At 61.0% G+C, this 23,620-nt stretch carries 23 protein-coding genes and 1 tRNA gene; 14 read left to right on the forward strand and 10 right to left on the reverse strand.

Annotated features, from left to right (window positions below; translation table 11 throughout):
- Positions 1-20: 20 nt before the first annotated feature.
- A complete protein-coding gene (locus tag JQ641_RS26250; RefSeq protein ID WP_211998880.1) occupies positions 21-401 on the forward strand; it encodes a thiol-disulfide oxidoreductase DCC family protein in 381 nt (126 codons plus the stop codon).
- Between the two features lie 172 nt (positions 402-573).
- Here the strand turns inward: JQ641_RS26250 and JQ641_RS26255 are convergent, their stop codons facing one another.
- Positions 574-810, reverse strand: a complete 237-nt coding sequence (locus tag JQ641_RS26255) for a hypothetical protein (RefSeq protein WP_192736715.1) — start codon at positions 808-810, stop codon at positions 574-576.
- Between the two features lie 350 nt (positions 811-1,160).
- On the opposite strand from JQ641_RS26255, the gene JQ641_RS26260 reads away from it, so the two are divergent.
- Together JQ641_RS26260 and JQ641_RS26265 are read left to right on the forward strand one after the other, a co-directional pair.
- Positions 1,161-1,526 (forward strand): hypothetical protein, encoded by a 366-nt coding sequence (locus tag JQ641_RS26260; protein WP_211998775.1) that lies wholly within the window; start codon positions 1,161-1,163, stop codon positions 1,524-1,526.
- A 346-nt stretch (positions 1,527-1,872) separates the two neighbouring features.
- Complete coding sequence (locus JQ641_RS26265) at positions 1,873-3,228, forward strand: hypothetical protein (RefSeq protein ID WP_211998776.1); 1,356 nt, start codon at positions 1,873-1,875, stop codon at positions 3,226-3,228.
- Between the two features lie 134 nt (positions 3,229-3,362).
- Here the strand turns inward: JQ641_RS26265 and JQ641_RS26270 are convergent, their stop codons facing one another.
- A complete protein-coding gene (locus JQ641_RS26270; protein ID WP_211998777.1) occupies positions 3,363-4,304 on the reverse strand; it encodes an OmpA family protein in 942 nt (313 codons plus the stop codon).
- 128 nt (positions 4,305-4,432) lie between these two features.
- Between JQ641_RS26270 and JQ641_RS26275 the strand changes: the two genes are divergently transcribed.
- The 3 genes from JQ641_RS26275 to JQ641_RS26285 all read left to right on the forward strand — a co-directional run bounded on the left by JQ641_RS26275 (position 4,433) and on the right by JQ641_RS26285 (position 7,242).
- Positions 4,433-5,236 carry a lytic murein transglycosylase gene (locus tag JQ641_RS26275; RefSeq protein WP_211998778.1) on the forward strand — a complete coding sequence of 268 codons (804 nt, stop codon included), beginning with the start codon at positions 4,433-4,435 and terminating at the stop codon, positions 5,234-5,236.
- Positions 5,237-5,428: 192 nt separating this feature from the next.
- Positions 5,429-6,235, forward strand: coding sequence for a lytic murein transglycosylase (locus JQ641_RS26280; RefSeq protein ID WP_211998779.1), 807 nt, complete (start codon positions 5,429-5,431; stop codon positions 6,233-6,235).
- A 272-nt stretch (positions 6,236-6,507) separates the two neighbouring features.
- Positions 6,508-7,242: an ABC transporter permease family protein gene (locus JQ641_RS26285; RefSeq protein ID WP_211998780.1), complete on the forward strand. Its 735-nt coding sequence runs from the start codon at positions 6,508-6,510 to the stop codon at positions 7,240-7,242.
- Between the two features lie 628 nt (positions 7,243-7,870).
- Here the strand turns inward: JQ641_RS26285 and JQ641_RS26290 are convergent.
- Complete coding sequence (locus tag JQ641_RS26290; protein WP_211998781.1) at positions 7,871-8,719, reverse strand: SDR family NAD(P)-dependent oxidoreductase; 849 nt, start codon at positions 8,717-8,719, stop codon at positions 7,871-7,873.
- Positions 8,720-8,864: 145 nt separating this feature from the next.
- On the opposite strand from JQ641_RS26290, the gene JQ641_RS26295 reads away from it, so the two are divergent.
- The 4 genes from JQ641_RS26295 to JQ641_RS26310 all read left to right on the forward strand — a co-directional run bounded on the left by JQ641_RS26295 (position 8,865) and on the right by JQ641_RS26310 (position 12,761).
- The gene (locus tag JQ641_RS26295) at positions 8,865-9,260 is read left to right on the forward strand and encodes a response regulator (protein WP_211998782.1); all 396 of its coding nucleotides are present in this window, start codon (positions 8,865-8,867) and stop codon (positions 9,258-9,260) included.
- Positions 9,261-9,520: 260 nt separating this feature from the next.
- Positions 9,521-10,135 carry a LysE family translocator gene (locus JQ641_RS26300; protein ID WP_211998783.1) on the forward strand — a complete coding sequence of 205 codons (615 nt, stop codon included), beginning with the start codon at positions 9,521-9,523 and terminating at the stop codon, positions 10,133-10,135.
- A gap of 745 nt (positions 10,136-10,880) precedes the next feature.
- Positions 10,881-12,098: a GGDEF domain-containing protein gene (locus tag JQ641_RS26305; RefSeq protein WP_211998784.1), complete on the forward strand. Its 1,218-nt coding sequence runs from the start codon at positions 10,881-10,883 to the stop codon at positions 12,096-12,098.
- A 39-nt stretch (positions 12,099-12,137) separates the two neighbouring features.
- A complete protein-coding gene (locus JQ641_RS26310) occupies positions 12,138-12,761 on the forward strand; it encodes a peptidoglycan recognition protein family protein (RefSeq protein WP_211998785.1) in 624 nt (207 codons plus the stop codon).
- Positions 12,762-13,019: 258 nt separating this feature from the next.
- Here the strand turns inward: JQ641_RS26310 and rpoH are convergent, their stop codons facing one another.
- Both rpoH and JQ641_RS26320 read right to left on the reverse strand, forming a co-directional pair.
- Positions 13,020-13,919 carry an RNA polymerase sigma factor RpoH gene (gene rpoH / locus JQ641_RS26315; protein WP_192736706.1) on the reverse strand — a complete coding sequence of 300 codons (900 nt, stop codon included), beginning with the start codon at positions 13,917-13,919 and terminating at the stop codon, positions 13,020-13,022.
- A 215-nt stretch (positions 13,920-14,134) separates the two neighbouring features.
- Positions 14,135-15,151, reverse strand: a complete 1,017-nt coding sequence (locus JQ641_RS26320) for an RluA family pseudouridine synthase (RefSeq protein ID WP_249150711.1) — start codon at positions 15,149-15,151, stop codon at positions 14,135-14,137.
- 14 nt (positions 15,152-15,165) lie between these two features.
- Here JQ641_RS26320 and JQ641_RS26325 point away from each other — a divergent pair, with 14 nt between their 5' ends.
- The 3 genes from JQ641_RS26325 (at position 15,166) to JQ641_RS26335 (ending at position 18,075) form a co-directional block, all read left to right on the forward strand.
- Positions 15,166-15,501, forward strand: a complete 336-nt coding sequence (locus JQ641_RS26325) for a hypothetical protein (RefSeq protein ID WP_211998786.1) — start codon at positions 15,166-15,168, stop codon at positions 15,499-15,501.
- Positions 15,502-15,628: 127 nt separating this feature from the next.
- Positions 15,629-16,270 carry a QcrA and Rieske domain-containing protein gene (locus JQ641_RS26330; RefSeq protein ID WP_211998787.1) on the forward strand — a complete coding sequence of 214 codons (642 nt, stop codon included), beginning with the start codon at positions 15,629-15,631 and terminating at the stop codon, positions 16,268-16,270.
- A 74-nt stretch (positions 16,271-16,344) separates the two neighbouring features.
- A complete protein-coding gene (locus JQ641_RS26335) occupies positions 16,345-18,075 on the forward strand; it encodes a methanol/ethanol family PQQ-dependent dehydrogenase (protein ID WP_211998788.1) in 1,731 nt (576 codons plus the stop codon).
- 69 nt (positions 18,076-18,144) lie between these two features.
- Here JQ641_RS26335 and JQ641_RS26340 read toward each other — a convergent pair whose 3' ends face one another.
- The 4 genes from JQ641_RS26340 to JQ641_RS26355 all read right to left on the reverse strand — a co-directional run bounded on the left by JQ641_RS26340 (position 18,145) and on the right by JQ641_RS26355 (position 21,892).
- Entirely contained in the window at positions 18,145-18,429 is a 285-nt protein-coding gene (locus JQ641_RS26340; protein WP_249150713.1) for a hypothetical protein, read from the reverse strand.
- A 55-nt stretch (positions 18,430-18,484) separates the two neighbouring features.
- Entirely contained in the window at positions 18,485-20,803 is a 2,319-nt protein-coding gene (locus JQ641_RS26345) for a xanthine dehydrogenase family protein molybdopterin-binding subunit (protein WP_211998789.1), read from the reverse strand.
- A gap of 2 nt (positions 20,804-20,805) precedes the next feature.
- The gene (locus JQ641_RS26350; RefSeq protein ID WP_211998790.1) at positions 20,806-21,258 is read right to left on the reverse strand and encodes a (2Fe-2S)-binding protein; all 453 of its coding nucleotides are present in this window, start codon (positions 21,256-21,258) and stop codon (positions 20,806-20,808) included.
- A 253-nt stretch (positions 21,259-21,511) separates the two neighbouring features.
- The gene (locus JQ641_RS26355; RefSeq protein ID WP_211998791.1) at positions 21,512-21,892 is read right to left on the reverse strand and encodes a hypothetical protein; all 381 of its coding nucleotides are present in this window, start codon (positions 21,890-21,892) and stop codon (positions 21,512-21,514) included.
- Between the two features lie 59 nt (positions 21,893-21,951).
- Between JQ641_RS26355 and JQ641_RS26360 the strand changes: the two genes are divergently transcribed.
- Positions 21,952-22,026, forward strand: a tRNA-Glu gene (locus JQ641_RS26360).
- Between the two features lie 92 nt (positions 22,027-22,118).
- Here the strand turns inward: JQ641_RS26360 and JQ641_RS26365 are convergent.
- Positions 22,119-23,192, reverse strand: coding sequence for a DUF6161 domain-containing protein (locus JQ641_RS26365; protein WP_211998792.1), 1,074 nt, complete (start codon positions 23,190-23,192; stop codon positions 22,119-22,121).
- Positions 23,193-23,620: the final 428 nt, after the last annotated feature.

Raw genomic sequence — 23,620 nt, forward strand, 5'->3', positions numbered from 1 at the left:
GCGCAACCCTGCGTACCGCGATGAGCGGGCACCGCCTCGTCGTCTGGTACAACACGCGCTGTCCCGTCTGCGATGCCGGCATCGACTGGCAACGCAACAAGCTGCTGGCCGCCGTCCGCGCCGGCGACATTGAATTCAGGGACATCAACGAACAACCCGAAGCGCTCGCGAGTTACAGCGTCTCGCTCGATGATGTGCGCCGCCGGCTGCATGCGACGGACGAATCCGGCCGCCTGATCGTCGGCGCCGATGTCGCGATCGCGATCTGGCGTGTGACAAAAGGCGAGGGCTGGCTGGCGTCACTGTTCGGCAACCGGCTGATGCTGCCGGTGACACGGTTCGCCTATGACCGATTTGCCGATCTCCTGTTCGCGTGGAACAGGCGCAAAGGCCATTGGTGAGGGCGGAGGTGCGCTCCCTCTCCCGCTTGCGGGGGAGGGCTGGGGTGGGGGTGTCTCCGCGAGTCACACTCTTCGTGGGGAGAGAGCCCCCACCCGGCGCTTCGCGCCGACCTCCCCCGCAAGCGGGAGAGGTGCACCGAGTCTGAGGACAGGCCGGGTGATGTACCCGCGATTACTTCTTCTTCGCCCCAACCCGGCTGATGCTCTTGATCTCCAGCGGCGTGCGGCCGGATTTCTCGGCGATCTCGCGGTCCTGCTCGAGGATGAACGCACGCGCCGGCTCGTCGCCGTCGAGCCCGCCGAGCAATTCGGCAGGCACGCGCCGGTTGGAGCGCTGCGAGTCGTCTTCATAGACGACATTGAAGAAGGCAAACTCGCCTTTGGGATTGGTCCCGGGTTTCTTGGCCATGCGGGCTTTTGGTCGATAAGGACGGGGTTGTCAAAGAGAAATGCGTATTGGTATGGGCAACGACTTACACTGGGAACAAGTTGATGCGAGGAGCTGTGGCTGAAGCATCCGTCAAGGTCGCAGGACCTCAGCAGCTTTTGGGTAACGGAATGCGGCTTCGCGTTTGCCAGCCGCATTGACTAGGTCTTCATAAAAGGCAGCGGTCCGGCTTCCAAGGCCGCGGCCTGTTGGTGCGATTTCCTCTCGCCCAAGTGCAGTCGCCGTCGAACTGCCGGTTCATCCATTCATATCCCTATTGACGTCAGATGGATGCAAGTAAAGATTGTTATCGATTCAACTTGGGGATGAAGATGGCGGTCAAAGGAAAAATTCGCGAGGACGTATTCAACGTCCATATCCGGGTAAACCCGGCTGAACTCGAGGTGTTGCAGCCGTTTCTCTTCGATTTTGACGTCAACTACGGACGCAAGATAAATGCCGCGAATACAACCCTCTCCGCTTATTTGCTGCAACCCCATCGGCTACTGGAGACAACATTCGGTTTCCAAGACGAACTCCTGCTCGTCGTCTCCGGTCATCATTCCATTCAGCCTCGAACGATGCAGGCGATTGAGCAAATTTATTCCGAGCAACCCTTTCGCGGCAGAGCGGACCCGCTCTCATTTATCTTAGTTAGCGCGGATCAAATGTCGAACAATGGATCGACTCATATCTAGGAGACCATCCGCAGTTCAGAAGTCCGATCGTGATCTTTAAGGAAAACGCCGTTGCTGCAAGCGAAGATCGTTGGTTTGTGCGGAACAAGCTCTCAACACAGCTCTTTGCTCGCGACATTTTCGATTATCAGCTTCCACTAGACAATGACATGTTCTTCTTTGGTCGTGGAAGAATAGTCGATGAAATCTTGGACACGATCAGGAAATCTCAGAACACCGGTCTCTTTGGATTACGCAAAACTGGAAAGACGTCGCTTCTCTATAAGATTTTACGGACGTGCCAAGAGAATAAAATAGCGAACGCGATCTATGTCGATTGCAAGCGGCCGAATATTAGGCAGATGACTTGGCGAGAACTATTGGATCACGTTACAGAAGGATTATCGAAATCGCTGAATCGTCAGAAAATTCGATTCAGGGCAAAGACCACGTTGCGCGGTTTGAAAATCTTCTGTCCTCATGCCCCAAAGACAAAAAACTCGCGATAATTTTTGATGAGATCGAGTTTATCTCGCCACTCTCGCAATTGGATACACATTGGAGGCGAGACTACATCGATTTTTGGCAGACACTTTGGTCTGTCCAAAGTGAAATTCGAAAGCTGTCGATCGTGATCGCAGGTGTAAATCCATACATGTGTGAGATTGATCTCATCGACGGTGTGCAGAATCCAATGTTCGGGATTGTAAAGGACGTGATGCTAACCGGGCTCCGGACCGAAGATACCCATTCAATGATTAGGAGGATGGGTAGGCAAATCGGTCTGACTTACGAAGATTCTGCGCTTGATTATCTCCAGCAACGCTATGGTGGCCATCCGCTCTTAACTAGAATGGCTTGCAGTTTTACTAATAAGGCGATCGTGCGGGAAGAGCTTGAGAGACCAATTTCCATCTCTAAAGATCGGCTCGTTAAGGAAGAGGTTCAGAGGGAAAGCGATCTGCAGTTCTATTGCCGTCACGTCGTTTCTGAACTGAAGCAGTTTTATGGCATTGAGTATGAGTTGTTGGAGAAAATCTCCCGGGGCGAAATCGTGGATTTTCTGGAGTTTGCGGCCGAGCCAGAGTTTATCAAGCATCTGAAGGGATACGGATTGATCGGTGTAGATAAATCTGGTCGACCAGATTTTCGAATACCGGTCATCAAAAGATACATCGCATTTGAGTCGGCGCGACAGCGTAAGTCAGGAGAATTGCGGACGATGGTGGCTGAGCTCGATCGAATAGATTGGCTTGAGCGACGTAAAGATGGAATCTTGCGCGATATGAAGCAGTTTCTAAAATCGTGTGATGTCATGGGGAAGATCGGTCTGTATGGTGCCCCATACATCGTGGAGGCTGACCAATTTGCGTCTATTAAAGTCTGCCGCAGTTGGAGTGACTTCACGTCGTTTATCAATTCGATGAACCAAACATTTGTTGAGCCAATCGATGCAATGAAAGGAAAGAAGTTTTTCTATTCCGACATGCCAAATCATTTCCCCTACCTGTTTGATGCATTTTCGAGGATTCGACTTCTTAGAAATAATGCCGACCACCTTCGCCTTCGTCAGAGTGTTGAGCTGGACCTAGCCAAGATGCTGGAGACCGATTTGTTTGGCACGAGACTGACCTCCCTTCGCGAGCCTTGGTTCATGTTGCAACAGATTTGCCTAGACGAGACATTCGCGTCAGTACAGTATGAAAAAAATAGCCTTGGATAAGGGCGAAACTCGTTCATCGCGCCGCTGGTCATGTGGGCCTCTCCTCGAGAAGCAAGCTGGTGTCGATACGAGAGGAGGGAGCTTAGTAAGGGTGCGCAAACTAAAAATCACACTGCCCGCATTGCGCACACCCCCTACGGCGCCACCAACTCCACCCTTCTGTTCAACGCCCGCCCAGCCTCACTCGCATTCGACCCCACCGGCGACAGATGTGCCACGCCCGCGGTGCGCAGCCGTGGCGCGCCGATATGATACGTCTTCACCAGCTCTTCGGCGATCGCTTCGGCGCGGCGGCGGGAGAGGTCGAGGTTGTAGGTGTAGGGGCCCTGGCTGTCGGTGTGGCCGACGATGAAGACGCTGAGCGCGACCTGAGAGGCCAGCAGCTTTGCGATCTGTTCGAGGGTGGGGCGGCTCTCGGGCCGGATGATCGCCTTGTCGGTGTCGAAGTAGATGCCGTAAAGCGCGACGCGGCCGGTCTCGCGCAGGCCCTTCTCCATGACAGTCGCATCCACCATCTTGTTCTCGATCGCGCCGAGTTCAGCGATCGTGAGCTGCGCGTAGATATCGCGGTTGTTCTCGCTGACGACGACGCTGGCATAAATCTCGCGGCCGTTCTCGCGCTTGTGCACCGAAAAGTAATGGTAGTTGAAACCGTCCACCCACATCTGCGGGATCGGCAGCGCCTCGATCGCCTCGGTGAAGGGAATGCCGCCGCAGGCTTCGGTGTCGCAGCTCAGCAGCGTCTCGAATCCGGCTTTTGTCAGCTGCGTCTCGAAATTCCGCGAGACTTCTACAATCGATGGGCCGGGACTGGTGCGATAGGCGATGCGGGTGATGCGGCCTTCGAGGCGCGGCGTATCCGATGGCTTGCCGTCCTTGAAGGGGGCCGCCTGCATCCGCGCGACATCGAAATTCTTCACCTGATGCCCTGATATCACGCTGCCGGCGAAACGGCCGATGCCGGGAAAATCCTTCGAGCCCGCGACATCGCGGGTCTGCGCCAGGGCCGCGGCCGGCGCGAGCAAAAAGGCGAGCAAAACGAGGAGCGGCTTGATGATCGCGTGGGGAAGGGCCATTCGGAAAATCTCTGCATTTTTGGGAAAGATACCGGCCAAGCGGCCTTGCCGCAACGCTCGAAGCGCGGCGGCAGACGTGCTAGAAGCAGACCTGATTTTCCGGCACCCACACTGAAGATGGTTTCCCCATGCACTTCTTTCGCCATGCCTTTGCCTTCTGCTCCCTTGTTCTCGCCGTTTTCTTCGCGTCTCTCCCGCAAGCCAATGCCGCGCAATGCGGCAACTCCGCCGCCGGCTTCGATGCCTGGAAGCAGTCGTTCGCCGGCGAAGCGCGGGCCAAGGGCATCAGCGCCGCGACCGTCCAGGCCATGATGGCGACGAATTATGCGCAGGCGACCATCAACGCCGACCGCGGCCAGCGCAGTTTTCAGCTGTCGCTTGAGCAGTTTCTCGCCAAGCGTGGCGCCAACGCGATCGTCGCCAAGGGGCGCCAATTGAAGAACTCGCAGGCCGCACTGTTTTCTTCCATCCAGCAGCGTTACGGCGTGCCGCCGGGACCGCTGCTCGCGATCTGGGGCATGGAGACCGGGTTCGGCGCCGTGCGCGGCAACCAGAATATGCTCGCCTCGATCACGACGCTGGCCTATGACTGCCGGCGCACGGCCTATTTCACCGAGCACCTTTACGCGGCGCTGCAGTTGATCGATCGCGGCGTGCTCTCGCCGAACCAGCGCGGCTCCATGCACGGCGAAGTCGGCCAGACCCAGTTCATGCCCAAGGCCATCCTGGCCTATGGCACCGGCAATCTGGAAAACTCCGCCAACGCGCTGAGCTCGGCCGCGAATTTCCTCAAAGCCCATGGCTGGCGCGCCGGCGCCGGCTACCAGCCCGGCGAACCCAACTTCGCCGCCATCCAGGCCTGGAACGCCGCGGGGGTCTATCAGAAGGCGATCGCGCTGATGGGCCGGCAGATCGATGGGGGGAGTGAGTGAGGGCAACCTCTCTCCACCGTCATGCCCGGGCTTGACCCGGGCATCCACGTCTTCCTCTCCTCTTGAGCCAAAGACGTGGATGGCCGGGACAAGCCCGGCCATGACGAGAAGAGAGAGCGTCGCGATGTCCTCTCCTCCACACCCTCATCTCATGGCATGATCGACTCAACCTGGACGTTACAAGGGATTCGCATGCGCAAGTTTTGTCTGGCCGTTTTGTTCGGCGCCGTCATTGCCGCCAGCCCCGCTCACGCCGCCCGCTGCGGCGGCGATTTCAATACCTTCGTGGCGGCGATATCGCAGGAAGCCGCCGCCGCCGGCGTTTCGCAGGGCGTGATTTCGCAGGCGCTGTCGGGCGTGACGCAGGATCCGGCGGTGCTGGCCTTTGACCGGCGCCAGCGCGGCACCTTCAACAAGACGTTCGAGCAGTATGTCTCGACCCGCGTCGGGCCCGGGCGGATCAAGATGGGGCGGCAGATGCTGCTGAAGCACGCCTCGCTGCTGTCGCGGATCGAGAAGCAGTACGGCGTGCCGCCGGAGATCATCGTCGCGATCTGGGGGCTGGAATCCGATTTCGGCAAGGGCGACGTCGGCAAGATGCCGGTCGTCCGCACGCTCGCCACCATGGCGCATGATTGCCGCCGCACCGAACTGTTCCAGGGCGAACTGATCGCCGCGCTGAAGATCGTGCAGCGCGGCGACCTGCCGCTGCGCGACATGGTCGGCGCCTTCGCCGGCGAAATCGGCCAGACGCAATTCCTGCCGTCATCCTACATCAAATACGGCGTCGATTTCGACGGCAACGGCCACGTCGACCTGCGCCACAGCGTCCCCGACGTGCTCGCCTCCACCGCCAACCTGCTGCACGTCTCCGGCTTCAAGCCCGGCGCGCCCTATAGCGAAGGCACGCCGAACTTCGAAGCGATGCGCGAGTGGAACCGAGCCACGATCTATCGCAAGACGATCGGCTATTTCGCGGATCAATTGGTAGGGCGGTAGGTCGCGCCACGCGCACAGCCCTCATCCTGAGGAGGCCGCGAAGCGGCCGTCTCGAAGGATGGGCCACGGGCTGCATGGTTCGAGACGCCCGCGGTGCGGGCTCCTCACCATGAGGGATATTCCTGGGTAGGGTGGCTTCCGTGAAGGGGCGCCGTGGCGCTGAACGCAACGGGGCCTGGACGCGACTACCCGACTCCATGAAAGCAAGGGTGGGTACCGTGGCTTCAATCCGCTTGACTGTCGGCGCAACTATCCTCGTGATCGGTGCGGCAATGGCGATCGGCGGCGCGCTGCTGTCTCCGGATGCTTATTTGGGCGTCAACCTTCCCATGCGGTTCGCCGTGCCCGACTTCGCCAACTGGCTCGGCCGCGATGAGCTCGGCCGCGATACGCTCAGCCGACTGCTCGCCGGCGCAACCTATACGCTGGGGCAAACCCTGGCGACGGCAGCGTTCGCTCTGGCTACCGGCCTGCTGGTGCGTCTCCTGACGCGGCGGTTCGAACGCGTCGTCATTGTTCTCGCGCGCGCCCTGTTCGTGGCGCCGAAATTCCTGCTCGGGCGTTCGCCCGTCGGCCATATCATGCTCGCAGCTCTCGGCGCTGCATCGTTGTTGCCGGGCTTTCTTGCTGTCATCGCTGGCATCGCCTGGCTCGGTCCCGGACACGGGAGGAGCATCGTCGGTTTCGGAATGATGTTTTCCGTCGCCGTGGCCTATCTGCGGGTTACGGCCCCGCCATCGCTCGCACGCCTCGGCTTGCTGCTGTTCGGCTGGCTCATCGTGCCGGTCAGCACGTTGGATGCGATCGGCCTCGGCCTGCAGCCGCCACGGCCCAGTTGGGGCGTCATGGCGGGCGGGCTGCACGGTGCACTCTCGCTCTCCGTCGTGCTGGCCGGCGCGTGCATCGTGTTGGTTGCCGCCGCGGCGATCATGGCGGCGGACGCGCTTCAATCCGATCCTGCGGCAAATCACCACGTCGGGCAAATCACTTCCGATTTACGGAAATGATGTCAAGTGAATAATTTCCGAAAATCAAAAATAATCTTCTTTCCTTCGAGCCAAATCACCGGCACATTCTCGCCCATCCCGTCCCATTCAGAGGGGCGTCGGCCGTCGTCATGACGAGGGGCGGGGATGCGGTGGACGTTGATGTTGCGATTGACGGTCGCAGCAAAGGCGTACGGCGAAGTCGTGTGGTCCTGGCGCCCGTAACGGCGTCAAGTCTTTCGGGAGCCAACGCTTCCGAGGGGCGACGGTGGCAATAGAGGCCGTCTCACCGGGGAGAGCACGATATAAGCCGTAAAGCCATTGCGCAGGGAATGTCGGATGTTCTCCGCTGCCCTGTATGCTCATGTGCAGCATTCTTATGCACAATCGCACATGAGACCGCGGGTGCAGCGCGCATCCGGCATTCCCTGCGCCCTCTGATTGGAGAGGGCGGAACGAATTTGCAAACCTCGGTCGCTGTGCGACGCGAGAACGCGAAACTATATCCACGTCGTCCCGGGCTTGACCCGGGACCCATACGCCGCGGCCCATCGGTAAGATCGCCGGCGTTAGTGACCTTCTGCAAACAATGACCGCCGCGGAGTATGGGTCCCGGGTCAAGCCCGGGACGACACCGAGTGTATTGCTCTCACGAAACCTTCACCGCATTGGCAGCCTTCTCCAGCCGCTTGGCCAGCACCGCCCAATACGTCGCCGGCCGGAAGCGCTGCAGGAGATCCATGTACCATGCGTCGTTGCCGATCAGAATCCGCGGCTGGTTTTTCTCGATGCCGAGGATGATGCGCTGTGCCGCCGCCGGCGGCGTCGTCTTCGCCACCGCATCGAAGCGGTCGATCGATTGGGCGCGGCGGGCGTTGTCGGTGACGCCGGCGCCGGTGCGGGAATTGCGTACGATGCTGGTGGCGACGCCGCCGGGATGCACCACCGACAATCGCACTGAACTGTTCGCCATCGCGAGCTCATGCCGCAGGCTTTCCGAAAAGCCGCGCACTGCGAATTTCGCCGCGCTATAGGCGGTCTGGCCGGGCGGCGCGATGATGCCGAAGATCGAGGAGAGATTGACGATATGCGCCTCGCGCTGCTTTGCCAGGATCGGCAGGAACGCGCGCGTGCCGTGCACCGTGCCCCAGAAATTGATGTTGAACAGCCAGTCCATCTGCGCCTGTTCGATCTCGCTGAACTGGCCGAGCAATGCGACGCCGGCATTGTTGATCACGATGTTCAGCCTGGGATGCGCGGCGCTGGCGGCTTCAGCGAATTCCGCGATCTGCCCGGGCTCGCCGACATCGACGCGGTGCGTCGAGACCTTGCGCTGGTGCGCTTTTGCGATCTCGGCGGCGACCTGCTGCAGCCCGGCCTCGTCGCGGTCGGCCAGCGCCAGATCGCAGCCGCGCGCGGCCAGTTCAAGCGCCAAAGCGCGGCCGATGCCGCTGGCCGCGCCGGTTACGGCGGCGGCCGATCCATTGATGGCAGTCATGCGAGGTCAGCTCCAACAGATGAGAAAACAGGCAGGCCGCGTTGCGCGGGTTCCCGCATCTTTCGCAAATTGGAACCGAACATAAAGCGATTTTCCGCTTTAACCCCCTGTTACCGTGATGAATACCCATTCAGGAGGGCGACCTATGGGACAATCGAAGCCTTTTCGGGCGACCGCACTCGTTGTCGAAGACGATCCGATGCAGCGGGAAATGATCTGCCTGTTGCTGGAAGAAAGCGACATGGACGTGATCGAGTGCGAAAGCGCGGAGGCCGCCGAACTGGTGCTGGAGGAGGCGGGGGCGAGCCTCGTGCTTGTCATGACCGACGTCCAGCTCGCCGGCCACAAGAACGGCGTGGAGCTCGCGCATGTCGCCAAGAAATTCAATCCGGACATCGATGTGATCGTCACCTCGGGCAAACCGCTTCGGCAGAAGCTGCCGGATGGCGCCCAATTCTGGGCGAAGCCCTGGGCGCCGCTGGACGTGATCCGCGAGGCGGAAAGGATGTCGATCGCCTGGAGCCGGGTGGGCGAGGCGTAGCTGGGGCCGAGCGCCACCATCCAAGCGCCACCATCATTTGTCATGGCCGGGCTTGACCCGGCCATCCACGTCTTGGCGGCAAAGCAAGATGTGGCGGCAAAGTAAGACGTGGATGCCCGGCACAAGGCCGGGCATGACGAAATCAAGCATTAGCCAGCACGGCTTCGTGATCCCAGGGTTTCGGGTGCGCTGCTTCCGCAACCGGCCGCGCCATGATATGGCCGACCGGCGCGGCTTTCGCAGCCAATGGGGTCTCGTTGATGACATGGTCCTTCCTGCTCACCACGTTGATCGTGGTCGCATCCCCCGGCACCGGCGTGCTCTACACGCTGGCGGTGGCGCTGACGCAAGGCGGCCGCGCCTCGATCGCCGCCGCCTTCGGCTGCACGCTCGGCATCCTGCCGCAGATGCTGGCGGCGATGCTCGGGCTTGCCGCCGTGCTGCATACCAGCGCTTTGGCGTTCGCGGTGTTGAAATGGTGCGGCGTGGTCTATCTGCTGTTCATGGCCTGGCAGGCGCTGCGCGAAACCGGCGCGCTTGCGCTCGACGCCCGGCCGGCGCCGGGCCGATCGAGCCGGCGGGTGATCGTCACGGCGGTGCTGATCAACATCCTCAACCCAAAGCTCTCGATCTTTTTCCTCGCCTTCCTGCCGCAGTTCATCGCGGTGGATGAGGCCTATCCGTTGGCGCGGATGCTTGAATTGAGCGGGGTCTTCATGGCGATGACGTTTGCGGTGTTCGCGATCTACGGCCTGTTCGCGGCCGGCGTCCGCGACCGCGTCATCACCCGGCCGAGGGTAATGGCGTGGCTGCGCCGCAGCTTCGCGGCGGGATTTGCCGCGCTGGGCGCGAAGCTGGCGTTTGCGGAGCGGTAGATGTTGTCGTCAAGCCGGGCGATGACCCCGGGAAAATAAAAAGCGGGCCCGAGGCCCGCTGCTTTCGAAATCGATGGTTTTGCAATTGAGAGGCTTGAAAGTGGAAGCCTTGAACGTAAGTAGAGCCTTGAAAGTGAAGCCTTGAAAGTGGGGGCCTTGAAAGTGGAAGCCTTGAAAGTGGAAGCCTTGAAAGTGGAAGCCCGGGCGGAACTGAGCGCCCCACCCGGGCCAAAATTCACTTCTTCGACTTCTTGGCCTTCTTCGCCTTCTTCGCCTTTTTCGCCTTCTTCGCTTTCTTAGCCATAGTAAATCCTCTCAAGGTTTTAATGGATTGAAACGCGACTCCGAGGCATGCTTGGCGGAGGGCCAACCTCGCAACATCCTCAAGATCAATTGCAACAGATTCGCGGCGTGCTGCCGCGTGCTGTCACGTCGCCGTCATCATGTTATCCACAGCTGTTATGCATTTTGACGTGCTTTTCCGCGAAAATGCCGTTCGGTACCGCCGATCGCGCCGCGCGCATCATGCTTAACGATGCCCCAACGCGCGCGCTCTTCATCAATTTAAAACCACGGTATTGATTACCCGGCGACGGTGAGAGTCCGTTAAGCGAGCAGGGCGCACCTTGTCCGTAAGACAACGGGGATTGTCGATCGGGGAAACGCCCGCGGAGGTGAAAGCCTTGAGCGATTTACTGGGGCGATCTAACAGGGGAGACGGGACGCTAAGCGTCCCGGGCACGCGATGCTGAGCGTTCCGACGCTGTGGACGGTGTTCGTCATCAATTTTCTCGCGCTGGGCCTGATCTGGGCCTACGTGATCCGCAGCTATCCGTCATTCTATGCCGCGCGATACTGGACCGGCTCCTCGTTCATGGCGGCGGCAGGCGCGGCCGTTGCGATGCTGCGCGTCGTGACCGACGCACTCTGGCCGCTGCTCATCGCGGGCACCGCGATGATTTTCGCGCTCTGCCTCGCCGCGATGGGCGTCCAGAAATTCTTCGAAAAGCAGGTGTCGTGGCGCGCCACCTGGCTGGTGATGGGGCTGAGCTTCGCCGGCCTTTCGTTTTTCATGTTCGCCTATGACAGCGCGCCGGCGCGCATCACCATCTTCACCATCGCCCAGGTTCTTCCGCTGGCGCTGAGCATCAAATTGCTGCTCACCCCGCATCAGGGCCGCGTCAATCCGGGTGCGCGGCTGGCCGCCATCGTGGCCAGCCTCATCATCGCCATCTATGCAGTCCGGCTGATCGGCGGCATCGCCGGCGGTTTCTCCTACATGCATTTCAGCCCGGCGCAGTCGGCCGTGATCCTGATGCTGGTATTCCTGTCGATGGCGCTGAATTTCGGTTTCCTGCTGATGGCGATGGACCATCTGCGCAGCGAAGTCGCCGATCTGGCGCTGCTCGACGACCTCACCGGCGTCGGCAACCGCCGCCATTTGGTGCAGCGCCTGACCGAGGAATGCGCCCGCTCGGAGCGCAGCAACCAGCCGTTCGCGCTGCTGGTGATCGACCTCGACGGCTTCAAGGGCATCAACGACACCTACGGCCACGCCGCCGGCGACGCCTGCCTGCAGCATTTCACCCTGATGGCGCAAACCCGCCTGCGCCCCGGCGACATGCTGGCGCGGTCGGGCGGCGACGAGTTCTGCATCGTGCTGCCGTCCTCGACCTTGCGCGAAGGCGCGATGATCGCGCGCCGGGTGCTGGAAGTATGCCGCGCCGATGCCGAACAATGCATGGGCAACGATATTCCGATCTCGGTCTCGATCGGCGTCGCACAATGGACCCGGGAGATGGGGGCGTTCCCCGACCGTCTGATCGCGGCCGCCGACCACGCGCTCTACGACGCCAAGAAGGGCGGCCGAAACTGCTTTGCGACCTACGAGCCCGCGCCGCCGCTGGTGCCCGGGATCGAAATAGCCGTGCTGGCGGATGCGAGCTTGCGCAAGCGCGCCTGAAGCATGTTACTCAAGGGGTCGTCACTGGATCCTTTGCGTATGAAGCTCCGCCGCCTTGCGATCGCGCTCTGCGCCATCGCGTTCACTCTTCCCGCTGCTGCCCAAACGCCCGACCTCGCGACCATCGCGCGATCGTCCGGCACGCCCGAGATTCCGGGGTTGAAGATGGTCTGGCTGGCGCCATGGGGCGACGTTGCCAAGGCGCATCCCTGGCGCAACATCATCGTGCACCAGACCGAAGGCCCGGCCGGCTCGGCCCGTGGCGGTGCGCAGGCGCAGTCCAAAAATCCGACGCGGCGCGGCGTCATGGTCTGGGTCGAAACCGACGGCACCGTGTACTGGGCGGTGCCGGAAAATCTGGTGCCGACCCACGGCGACGGCGGCAACCGCAACGACAACAAATACATCGACAACCGCCCGACCTTTCGTCAGGTGGTCGGCAACAATTCGGTCGGCGTGGAATTCGCCGGCAATTTTCCTGATGTAACGCGCGGTCCCACCGAGGCGCAGGTGGCGGCGTGGCGCATCCTGGTCAAGGTCCTGCGCGCGCGTTACGGCATCCCACTGACGCAGGTCTATGCGCATAACTGGATCGACTTCAAGGACGCCCGGTACTGCGAAGGCTGCGAACTTGCAAAGCTGGCGCGGGAGTGGGGGGAGTAAGCTCTCAGTCTTGGCGCGCTGCTGGAGCGCGCTGAACCGGTCCACCAGTATCGCGGATTAGGTCCTCGCTGTCATCGTCCGGCTTGACCGGACGATCCAGTATTCCAGAGGCCGCAGTTATTGCGCGACGTCTCATTTCCGCCGCGGCGTACTGGGTCCCCCGCTTTCGCGGAGGACGACACCGCGAGCGTTGAGCTACCAAACAACAAAAAGCCGGCGTTGCCGCCGGCTTTCGTCGTTAATTACCTTGGCCGCGAATTAGTGCGCGGCTTCGAGCACGGCGGCTTCCTGCCGGGCAATCGTGCCCTTGACGGCCGACTGCACCTTCTCGAAAGCGCGGACCTCGATCTGCCGCACGCGCTCGCGCGACACGCCGAATTCGGCGGCGAGGTCTTCCAGCGTCATCGGCTCTTCCGCCAGACGCCGCGCCTCGAAGATGCGGCGTTCGCGCGGGTTGAGCACACCGATGGCGCCGTTCAGCGCCTGCCGGCGATGATCGAACTCCTCGTGCTCAGCCATGATGGCTTCCTGGTTGGGCGAGTTATCGACCAGCCAGTCCTGCCATTCGCCGGCTTCACCGTCGTCGCGGATCGGAGCGTTGAGCGACGCGTCGCCACCGAGGCGGCGGTTCATGTCGATCACGTCCTGATTCGTCACGCCGAGGCGCTTGGCAATGATCGCCACCTGATCGGGGCGGAGATCGCCTTCGTCCAGCGCGGAGATCTTGCTCTTCGCCTTGCGCAGGTTGAAGAACAGCTTCTTCTGGTTCGCGGTGGTGCCCATTTTCACGAGCGACCAGGAACGCAGAATGTACTCTTGTATTGACGCCTTGATCCACCACATGGCGTAGGTAGCGAGCCGGAAGCCCTTTTCGGGTTCGAACCGCTTGACCGCCTGCATCAGGCCGACATTGCCTTCCGAGACGACCTCGGAAATAGGCAGGCCGTAGCCGCGATAGCCCATGGCGATCTTGGCGACGAGCCGGAGATGGCTGGTGACAAGGTGGTGTGCCGCGTCGCGATCGTCATGTTCGCGCCAACGCTTGGCGAACATGTATTCCTGCTGGGGTTCCAGCATCGGAAATTTGCGGATCTCGGCGAGGTATCTAGAAAGGCCGGATTCTCCATTGAGAACCGGCAACGTAGCTGTACGGGCCATTGAGCGCCCTCCAGTGGTTCAGGCCCCCGATAGCGGCGGGCCCGGCAGGTGATCGCTGTGTTAAAGCCGACCAGGCTGCGATGTTCCGCGCTGGATATTCAGCGCAGGTGCAACATACACCAAATGGGGGCCGATAGGGAAGGAATGCTGACGTCACGTCCCCGTGTGCCTGCCATAACCTGTTGGCATAGCATCACTTTTCTGAATCGGCTGCGTCATAGCGCCGCTTCGAGGGTGCCCCTCAGGAGAAGCAAATCCTCCGGTAGGGCCGCCTCCCAGTGCAAAAGCTCTCCGGTCCGAGGATGCTCCAAGGTAAGCAGGTAGGCGTGCAGGGCCTGCCGGCCGAGCGCGGCCAAGGCAGCCTGACCTCCGGGCCCGAGCTGGCCGGCCTTGGTCTTGAAGTGCGGGCCATAGACCGCATCGCCCATCAGGGGGTGGTCGATATGGGAAAGATGCACCCGGATCTGATGGGTCCGTCCGGTCTCGAGCTGACAGGCCAGCAGTGAGGCGACCGGTTTGCCGTCCCGGCCATTGAAGGCCGCCTGCAGCTCCCAATGAGTAACCGCTTCACGGCCGCTGTCGCGCACCGCCATTTTCTCGCGGGCAAAGGGATGCCGGTCGATCGGCGCGTTGACCGTGCCGCGCTGGCGGTTCGGCACGCCCCAGATAAAGGCCATATAGCCGCGCCGCATTGGCCCGGTACGGCCATGGTCGGCGAATTGCGCCGTGAGTGATTGGTGCGCGCGGTCGTTTTTGGCGACGACCATCAACCCCGTCGTGTCCTTGTCGAGCCGGTGCACGATGCCCGGGCGGCGGACGCCGCCGATGCCGGAAAGGCTTGCGCCGCAATGGGCAATCAGCGCGTTGACCAGCGTGCCGGTTTCGTGGCCGGCAGCGGGATGCACGACCAGGCCCTTTGGCTTGTCGATGACGATAATGTCCTCGTCCTCGAAGACGATATCGAGCGCGATATCCTCGCCCTTTGGCTCGGGCGGGGTGGCCTCCGGGACGTCGATTGTGATCGTATCGCCTTTGGCAACATGATAAGCGGGGTCGCGAATGGGGGTGCCCTTGGCGGTGACGGAACCGGCGAGGATCAGCGCCTTCAGGCGGGACCGCGACAGTTCGGGGCGAAGCACCGCGAGCACACGGTCGAGCCGGGGCGATCCTTCGTCGCCGCCGACCGTGACCTCCAGCCTCTCGCCGTTATTCGAAGACGTGACTTGTTCCAAAGAAGAGCCTTTGCATGACTGATACCGTTGCGCCCGAACCGACCCCCGAACAGGCCGCGCTGTTTGCGCGGGTGCGGCGGATGATGCTGATCGCAGGCCTGACCTCGGCGCTCGCCGTCGCCATCGTCCTGACCGCCATCGGCTATCGTCTTTATCGCAGCGAGGGAAGCCCCGCAGCGATATCAGATACCACGGCGAGCTTGCCGAAAGGCGCCCGTATCGTGTCCACCGGCGTCGCCGGCGACCGGCTGGTCGTGACCCTCGATATCGGCGGCGTAACTGAAATCCGCACATTTGATGCAAAGACGCTGAAACCTGTAGGGCAGCTGAAATTCGTTAGCGAGCCCTGAGCGGAGCGATCGACGGCCGCTCGTCGAACTCAACTTCAGAATGCAAGGTGATTTTTCGCGTAGCAGCAACGCTGGCAGGTTGGACGCTCGCCATTTTTTTGGCTGAGTTACACGCTCAGCTTGCGCCATGTCGGAATCCAACCCCAGCGCCGCGGTTCCTATGGACGACATCGTCGAACACGATGGCGCGGTTTCATGTTCCGATCCGACGCGGCGTGCGATGCTGCTGACAGCGCTTGCGACTTGCGCCTGTCTTGCTGCTCCAGAGCCCTCCGTTGCGGAAGATGATCAGCCCGGCAGCAATCTGCGGCCGCAAAAAGCCGACACGCTGGTGTTCTCGGAAGGGGACCGCGCGGGTGAGGCCATCAAGCCTGAGGATTTGAAGCTCGGCGGGCCTCCTGTGCGCGCCTGGCCAAAGGACCCCAAGACCGCCGTGATCCGCAAGGGCTCGCGGTTGAACGAGCTTTTGGTGGTCAGGCTCGATCCGGCCGAACTCGATGATGACACGCGATCACGCAGCGCCGACGGCATCGTCGCCTATTCGCTGATCTGTTCGCACACGGGATGCCCGGTCACCGGCTGGGTGAAACAGGCGTCGGGCGACAAGCTCGTGTTCAAATGTGCCTGCCACAACTCCGAATATGATCCGCGGGAAAGCGCAAAAGTCCTGTTCGGGCCGGCGCCGCGGCGCCTGGCGGCGCTTCCGCTGGCGATCACGGACGATGCGCTCACCGTCACTGCAACATTCATTGGAAAGGTAGGTACCTGACTGGAGGATGAAGCCGCATCGCATTCGCACGACGATGGAATGAATGAAAAACAAAAACAGGGAGGTTGCGTCTCATGACCACAAAACAATGGTTATTGTCGAGCTCTGTCGCATTCACGTGCCTTGTCTCAGCCGCCGCCGGCGCTGGACCGATCGAGAATTACAGCCCGGTGACGTCGGCCCGCCTCGAAAAACCCGAACCCGGCAACTGGATGCTGTATCGCCGGACTTACGACGGGCAGGGCTACAGCCCGCTCGACCAGATCAACACTTCGAACGTCAAGGACCTCACGCCGGTATGGACCTTCTCGACCGGTGTGGTCGAAGGCCATGAGGCGCCGCCGATCGTCAACAACGGCGTGATGTTTGTCGCGACGCCTGCGGGGCAGGTGATCGCGCTCAACGCCAAGACCGGCGACGAGTATTGGCGATACAAGCGCCAGCTTCCCGACGACCTCTTTCAATTGCATCCGACCAACCGCGGCGTCGGACTGTGGCAGGACAAATTGTATCTGGCGACGACCGACGATCACGTCGTCGCGCTCGACGCCAAAACCGGCAAGGTGCTGTGGGACACCAAGGTTCAGGACTACAAGAAGGGTCAATACCTGACGCTGATGCCGCTGGTCGTCGATGGCAAGGTGATCGTCGGCGGTTCCGGCGGTGAATTCGGCATACGCGGCTATGTCGTCGCGTATGATGCCGAGAACGGCAAGGAACTGTGGCGCACCTTCACGATTCCGGGTCCCGGCGAACCCGGTCACGAAACCTGGAGCGGTGACGACTGGAAATCGGGCGGCGCGCCGGCCTGGATGACCGGCAATTACGACATCGAAACCAAGACCATCTATTGGGGCACCGGCAATGCCGCACCCTGGCCGGGCAATACTCATCCCGGCGACAATCTCTACTCAACCTCGGTGCTCGCGCTCGCCCCCGAGAACGGGAAGATAAAGACATACTTCCAGTACCATCAGAACGATTCATGGGACTGGGACGAGGTCGAGGCGCCGATGCTGATCGACCTGCAAAAGGACGGTCGCACCATCAAGAGCCTGATTCATCCCGGCCGCAACGCGATCTTCTGGGTGCTCGAGCGCAAGGCCGACAAGATCAACTACGTCAGCGGCTGGCCCTTTGTTCACACCGACGTCTGGAAAGGAATCGAGCCGGAGACCGGCAGGCCGATCGTCGATCCCGCGCACAAGCCGGTGATTGGCAAGCGGGTCGAGTTCTGTCCGTCGCTGTGGGGCGGCAAGGATTGGCCGTCGGCGGCCTATAGCCCGAAGACCGGCCTGGTCTACGTGCCCGCCAACGAGAATTTCTGCGGTGGCTTCACCGGCGAGAAAGTGCCGCTGGTTGCGGGCCAGCTTTGGCTCGGCACCAAGCCCGAAGACATCGGCCTGAAGGTTCGCCCCGGCGCCGATCATTTTGGCGAACTGCAGGCGTGGGATCCGGCCACCGGGAAAAAGGTCTGGCAGCAGAACTTCCCCAAATCCCAACTGTTCGGCTCGGTGACGGCGACGGCGGGTGACCTCGTTTTCGTTGGCGGCACCAACGACCGGATGTTCCGTGCCTACCACGCCAAGACGGGCGAGAAGTTGTGGGAGCAGAAGACCAACTCCGGCATCGTGGGCATGCCGATCGCCTATGAGGTCGATGGCACGCAATATATCGCCGTGCAGTCCGGGTGGGGCGTGGACGCGCAGCGCATCCAGGACGCGCTGGCGACCCAGAATAACGTGGGTGTCGAGAACAACGTGCCGCAAGGCGGCGTCGTCTGGGTATTCGCCGTCAAGAAGTAAGGGCCGAACGGTTCGACGGGGGTGGTGTGGAAAGCGGCGGGGTCAACCCCCGCCGCTTTTTATTTCAAGTCATTTGCCTTTGGAATCGACCTTCGACTTTTCGGTTTCGTTCATCTGCTTGATGGTCGGATCCCGGCTGGCTTCGCCGGTGGTTTGCGTCGTCGTGGCCGCCGGCCCGCTGCTTGGAATCGAAGTCTGGCCTGACGGCGTCTTCGCCGGCCGCGTTGCCGTTGCGTCCGGCGCAGCGTTGGTCTGGGCGTTCGCTGCCTGCATGTCAAAAAGCAGGACGCCCGACAGCAAGGTTGCCGCGAGCGCCCCCAATCTCACCATCGTGATTTTCATCGACCTTTTCATCGACCTGGCTCCTGTCAGATCGATGAAAACGGCCACAGCCCTTTAACGTTCCTTGTCACGCCTCCAGTTGCTTGCCGATCGGCAGGCTCCGGATGCGCTTACCTGTGGCGGCGAAGATCGCGTTGATCAAGGCCGGCGCGAACGGCGGCACGCCGGGTTCGCCGACGCCGCTGGGCGGCGTGTCGGGGCCCGGCGGCACGATATAGACGTGGGTCACCAGCGGGGACTCGTCCATCCGGATCACAGGGAAATCGTCGAAATTGCCCTGTTGCACCTTGCCGTCCTTGAAAGTGATCTCGCCATATTTGGCGAGGCTCAGCCCCATGATCGCCGCGCCCTCGATCTGGGATTCGATGCGCTCCGGATTGACATAGGTTCCGCAATCGATCGCGGTATCGACCCTCGGCACTGTGAGCTTGCCCTTGCCGTCAATGGCGACCTCGACGATGGTCGCGATGTAGCTGACGAAACTCCGGTGCACGGCGATGCCGAGCCCGTGGCCTTTCGGCACGGACCGTCCCCAGCCACCCTTGTCCGCGACCAGCTCGACCACCTTGCGAAGGCGGGCGGTGTCGATCGGATAGCTGCTATAGGGCTCGCCGTAGTTCCATGGGTCTTTCACCGAAGACAGGTTGACGAGCCGCGGCGATCCGATCAGCTCCAGCAGCATGTCCTTCGGGTCGCGCTTGGTCGCCGAAGCGATTTCGGCGACCATGGACTGGACCGCGAAGGCGCGCGGGATGTTCGACACCGCACGGAACCAGCCGATGCGGGTATGCGCGGCCGCTTCCGGATTCTCGCATTGCAGGTTGGCGATCTCGAACGGGTTGTCGATCAGTCCCATGCCGAGTTCGAACGGCGCCTCATGCTTCGCACCAGCCGCGAAGGTCGAGGCAATCGTCGGCGCCACGCTGCGGTGCCGCCACGCGATCACCTTGCCGCTCTTGTCGAGCCCCGCCTCGATGCGTTCCAGCGAAACCGTGTGCAGGAAGCCGTTGCGAACGTCGTCCTCCCGCGTCCATTGCACCTTCACGGGTGCACCGAGTTCCTTCGACAGCAGCGCCGCCTCGATCGCGAAATCGCATTTCGATTTGCGCCCGAACCCGCCGCCGAGCAGCGTGACGTTCACGGTCACGTTGGCCTCGGGGATGCCGAGCGTCTTGGCGACGTCTTCGCGGGTGCCGCCGGCACTTTGCACCGGCGCCCAGATTTCGCACTTGTCGCCTTTGACATCGGCGACCGCGACCGGTGGTTCCATGCTGACATGCGCCAGATGCGGCACGTAATACTCGCCGGTTATCACCATGTCGGCGCTCTTCAACGCCGCATCGGCGTCGCCTTCCTTGCGCACCACCAGCCCCGGTTTGCGCGCGGCCTCTTCGAGCGAGGCGCGGTAGGCGACCGAGTCGTATTTGCCGTTGGCGCCATCATCCCAGACGATCTTCAGCGCATCGCGTCCCTTGATCGCAGCCCCGGTGTTGCGGGCGATCACGGCAACGCCGCCGAGCGGCTGGAATTTGGACGGCCACGGCCAGCCCTTGACCTCCAATACCTTCTCGACGCCGGAGACCTTCATCGCTTCCGTCGCGTCGAACGACTTCACCTTGCCGCCGGTCACCGGCGGGCGGGCGATGACGGCGTATTTCATGCCCGGCAGCCGAATATCGGCGCCGTAATGCGCCTTGCCGACGGTAATGTCCCTGAGGTCGACGATGCCGATCTGGCCCTTGCCGAGATAGCGGAAATCCTTCGGGTCCTTCAGCTTCAACCCTTCGATCCCAGGCACCGATTCCTTGGCGGCATCGGCGGCGAGCTCGCCGAAGCCAAGCTTGCGTCCGCTCGCAGCGTGGACCACCTCGTGATTGCGGGCCTTCACTTCGGTCGCCGGCACGCCCCAGCGTTTGGCGGCGGCGGCCTCCAGCATCGAGCGCGCCGAGGCGCCGATCTGGCGCATCGGCATCAGATAATGCCGCGTGCTGCGCGAGCCGTCGGTGTCCTGGTTGCCGTATTTGGCCTCGTTGCCGGGCGCCTGCTGAACCCGGACGCGCGACCAGTCGGCTTCCATCTCCTCGGCGACGATCAGCGGCAGGCTGGTCCGCACGCCGGTTCCCATCTCGGCGCGGTGGCCGACGATGGTGACGATGCCGTCGGGTGCGATCGAGACGAACACGCGTGGATCGACCACGGTGCCGTGCGGCATCTTCGATGCGCCGGTCTCGTAGGCGGCGAAAGCCGGGCGTGACATCACGGGCGCCGCGAGCGCAAAGCCGCCGGCGATGCCGAGGCCTTTCAGGATGCTGCGGCGGGAAACGTTCTCGACCTTGAGATGCCGCTCAAAGCCACGGAGTTTCTTGGGATTGGTGAGGATATTCATGATCACACCCCCGTTGACGCGAGATGCACGGCGTTCTCGATGCGCTGGTAACAGCCGCAGCGGCAGATGTTGCCCGCCATCGCTTCGCGGATCTGGTCATGGGAAGGTTTTGGATTGTCCATCAACAGCGCGGCGCCCTGCATGATCTGGCCGGTCTGGCAGTAGCCGCATTGCGGGACATTGAGCTGGCGCCAGGCCTTCTGCACCGGGTGATCGCCGGTCGGGTGCAGGCCCTCGATGGTGGTGACGTCGCGGCCGACCACGTCGGAAACCGAAGTGATGCAGGCGCGCACGGCCTGCTTGTCGATGATGACGGTGCACGAGCCGCACAGGGCCTGGCCGCAGCCATATTTGGTCCCCGTCAGTCCCGCCTCGTCCCGGAGAAACCAGAGTAACGGAAGATCCGGATCGCCATCCCAATTTTGTTCCTGGCCGTTTATCTTCACCTTGATCATGGCTGTCCCTCGCTCTTTTTAAGCTGTTGATCTGTTTGCGGCGCGAGCCGGAACACATTTCCATTGGCTCGGATCGCCGCGCGGGTTTCCCTGCCCAGGGCAATATTCCAAGGCAGTTTTCCAAGGCAGTTTGCGGTTTGCGGATGTCCTTTCGCGATTTGGCCTGGCCGGCCTCGGCATCAGAATACGGCGATGCTATCAGACGTTAACGCCGCGGTGACTTCACAGACAGGTGTTTTGGATTTGCCGTTTGTCAGAAGCAGGGCTTCCGGCGGCTGGGTTTCTCTCGCCGCGCGCGGAAGCGGGCAGGGAAGGCGTTGAGTTCGTTCGAACGGCGTTGCACCGGCGAGGAGGTGACGCTGGGTACAGGCGGTGACCAAGTCCTCGCCTTCGACGCCAGGCCGCCAAAACCCGCCGGCAGGCTGAAATTCGTCAGCAAAACGCTCAGCGCCCAGTCGCGCGGCAGCGGACTGCAGATGCGCGCCCGGTCGTCACTGAGTTCCGGATTCTCGGGGCCGTCGTCAGTCTCGACCCTTCGGCCGGCGCCGCCGCCATCGCTCAGTTGAAGGCGCCCTGAAGCCTGATTTCGATGCCAGGCCGCCAAAATCATGCCCGGCCAGCCGTAGATCGCCAAAACCATGGCCTTCAGCGCCTTGCAGCCGGACGATTTCGCGGCTATTCCCTCAAGCCAACGCTCCCTTCGTCTAGCGGTTAGGACGCGGCCCTCTCAAGGCTGAAACAGGGGTTCGATTCCCCTAGGGAGCGCCAGCTTGTTTTCAAGTCACTGAATTTGATCGGTATTTTATGGCTTTTTGTCCCACTCGATTCGTCGATGGACAACGAGTGTGCGCAGAACGTTCCTATTTGCTCTTGATGAGTTCAATCAGTCCAACCGGCGGTCCCTCATCAGCGTTTTGCGGCGGGATCGGTCGAAACAGAGCGTTCAAGATAATGGCCCGATCCTGATCGGTCGCTGGATGTTGCTCGTCACGCAGTAACCCCATGTATGTTAGCGCCAGCGAGCGGCGGTGAGCTGCATCATCTGCCAAGTTCAGATTTTGTATGAAAACTCGGCTGATGTTTTTCAACAGCCACGCATAAAAAAGGGCCGGGATCGATATCGCGGCAAGTCCGGAGATCGAAACACCACCGTTCGTAGAAGAGGTCAGTTTGATGATCGATTCTGAAACCGGTCCCCAGAAGCAGAGAGCCGCTACAAGTGGCGCGACCACCATGACTCCAAAAAAAATCAACCACCCAACCCAAACTCTCGTTTTTCGCTTCGCAATATTCTCCCAAGAAATAGCAGGTTCTTGGATGGTCAATTGAGTCCGATACAGACTCTCCAGTTCGAGGATGAGTTGTTTTTTCTCCGTGATAAACTCTTCCAGCTTTGCAGCCGAATTTCGGCTTAAGTCGCGAGCCTCCTTTGAATCTCGCGTGGCTTGTGATGCCTCGATGAGATTGTCGAATCCATGGGTCGTAGGATTTGCAAAGGCGATGGCCCGAAACAGGGCGATCATGTCGCGCGCGGTGCTGTGATTTGTTTTAAGCCACTTCGGTGAAAGAATGGCGGCGACCATCGTTGCTGCGTTGCCGTCCAATTCCTTGAGCTTCCTGATGCGTTGACCAGTGGGACTCGCACCAACAAGAATAGTGCCCGCTTTCGCGTCCGCAATGTACTGGTCAAGTAGCGCAGTCTTGCCTGCGTTGATCTCTTGGGAAATCTTAGACAATTGATCTAGGGCAGGAGCCGTTAGTTCTACTGAGCCATAGCTATTATTTGCGAATACCACGTTGAAGTTGTTTATGGCTAAGGCGCGATAGAAGTCCGCCTCCCGTTCAAAGAACTGTAAAATCTGATCCTTGCCGTGAGAGCTGACGGAGATTCCTTGTGAAGGAATATTGATTAGCCAGCTACTATTGTCAGGCATGGGACCTTCTGAGTTTTGACATTGCCGAATCGGGCAGACTTTCGATTCGCGGCTTGGCGTAGCGCTCAACTTCCTCTAGCGTCTAATGCCCCGTCACAGCCATTGTCTCGTGCGACGTTGCGCTAGCTTCCGCCAGCCCTGTTGACGCTGCCTTGCGCACACCATGTGCCGAGCAATGCGGAAAGTCGGCTTGACGACATCAGTCTTTAAACTTGTTCCCGAATCCATTCGCCGTGAAATGTCTAGCATACTAGGTGATCAGAAACGTAATGTTTCCGATCCTCGTCGCCGCAATGCTTTCCGCGAGCGCGGGATGCAGCGGAATGTCGATGTCGCCCATACATGCGGGGAACGGTATTTCATTTGAGTGGCGGGTCATGCCGTTCGATGCCTAGGCAGCTTGCCACGCCATGCTGGTTTTCCATTAG

The sequence above is a fragment of the Bradyrhizobium sp. JYMT SZCCT0180 genome (genome assembly GCF_018130165.1).
Taxonomy (GTDB): domain Bacteria; phylum Pseudomonadota; class Alphaproteobacteria; order Rhizobiales; family Xanthobacteraceae; genus Bradyrhizobium.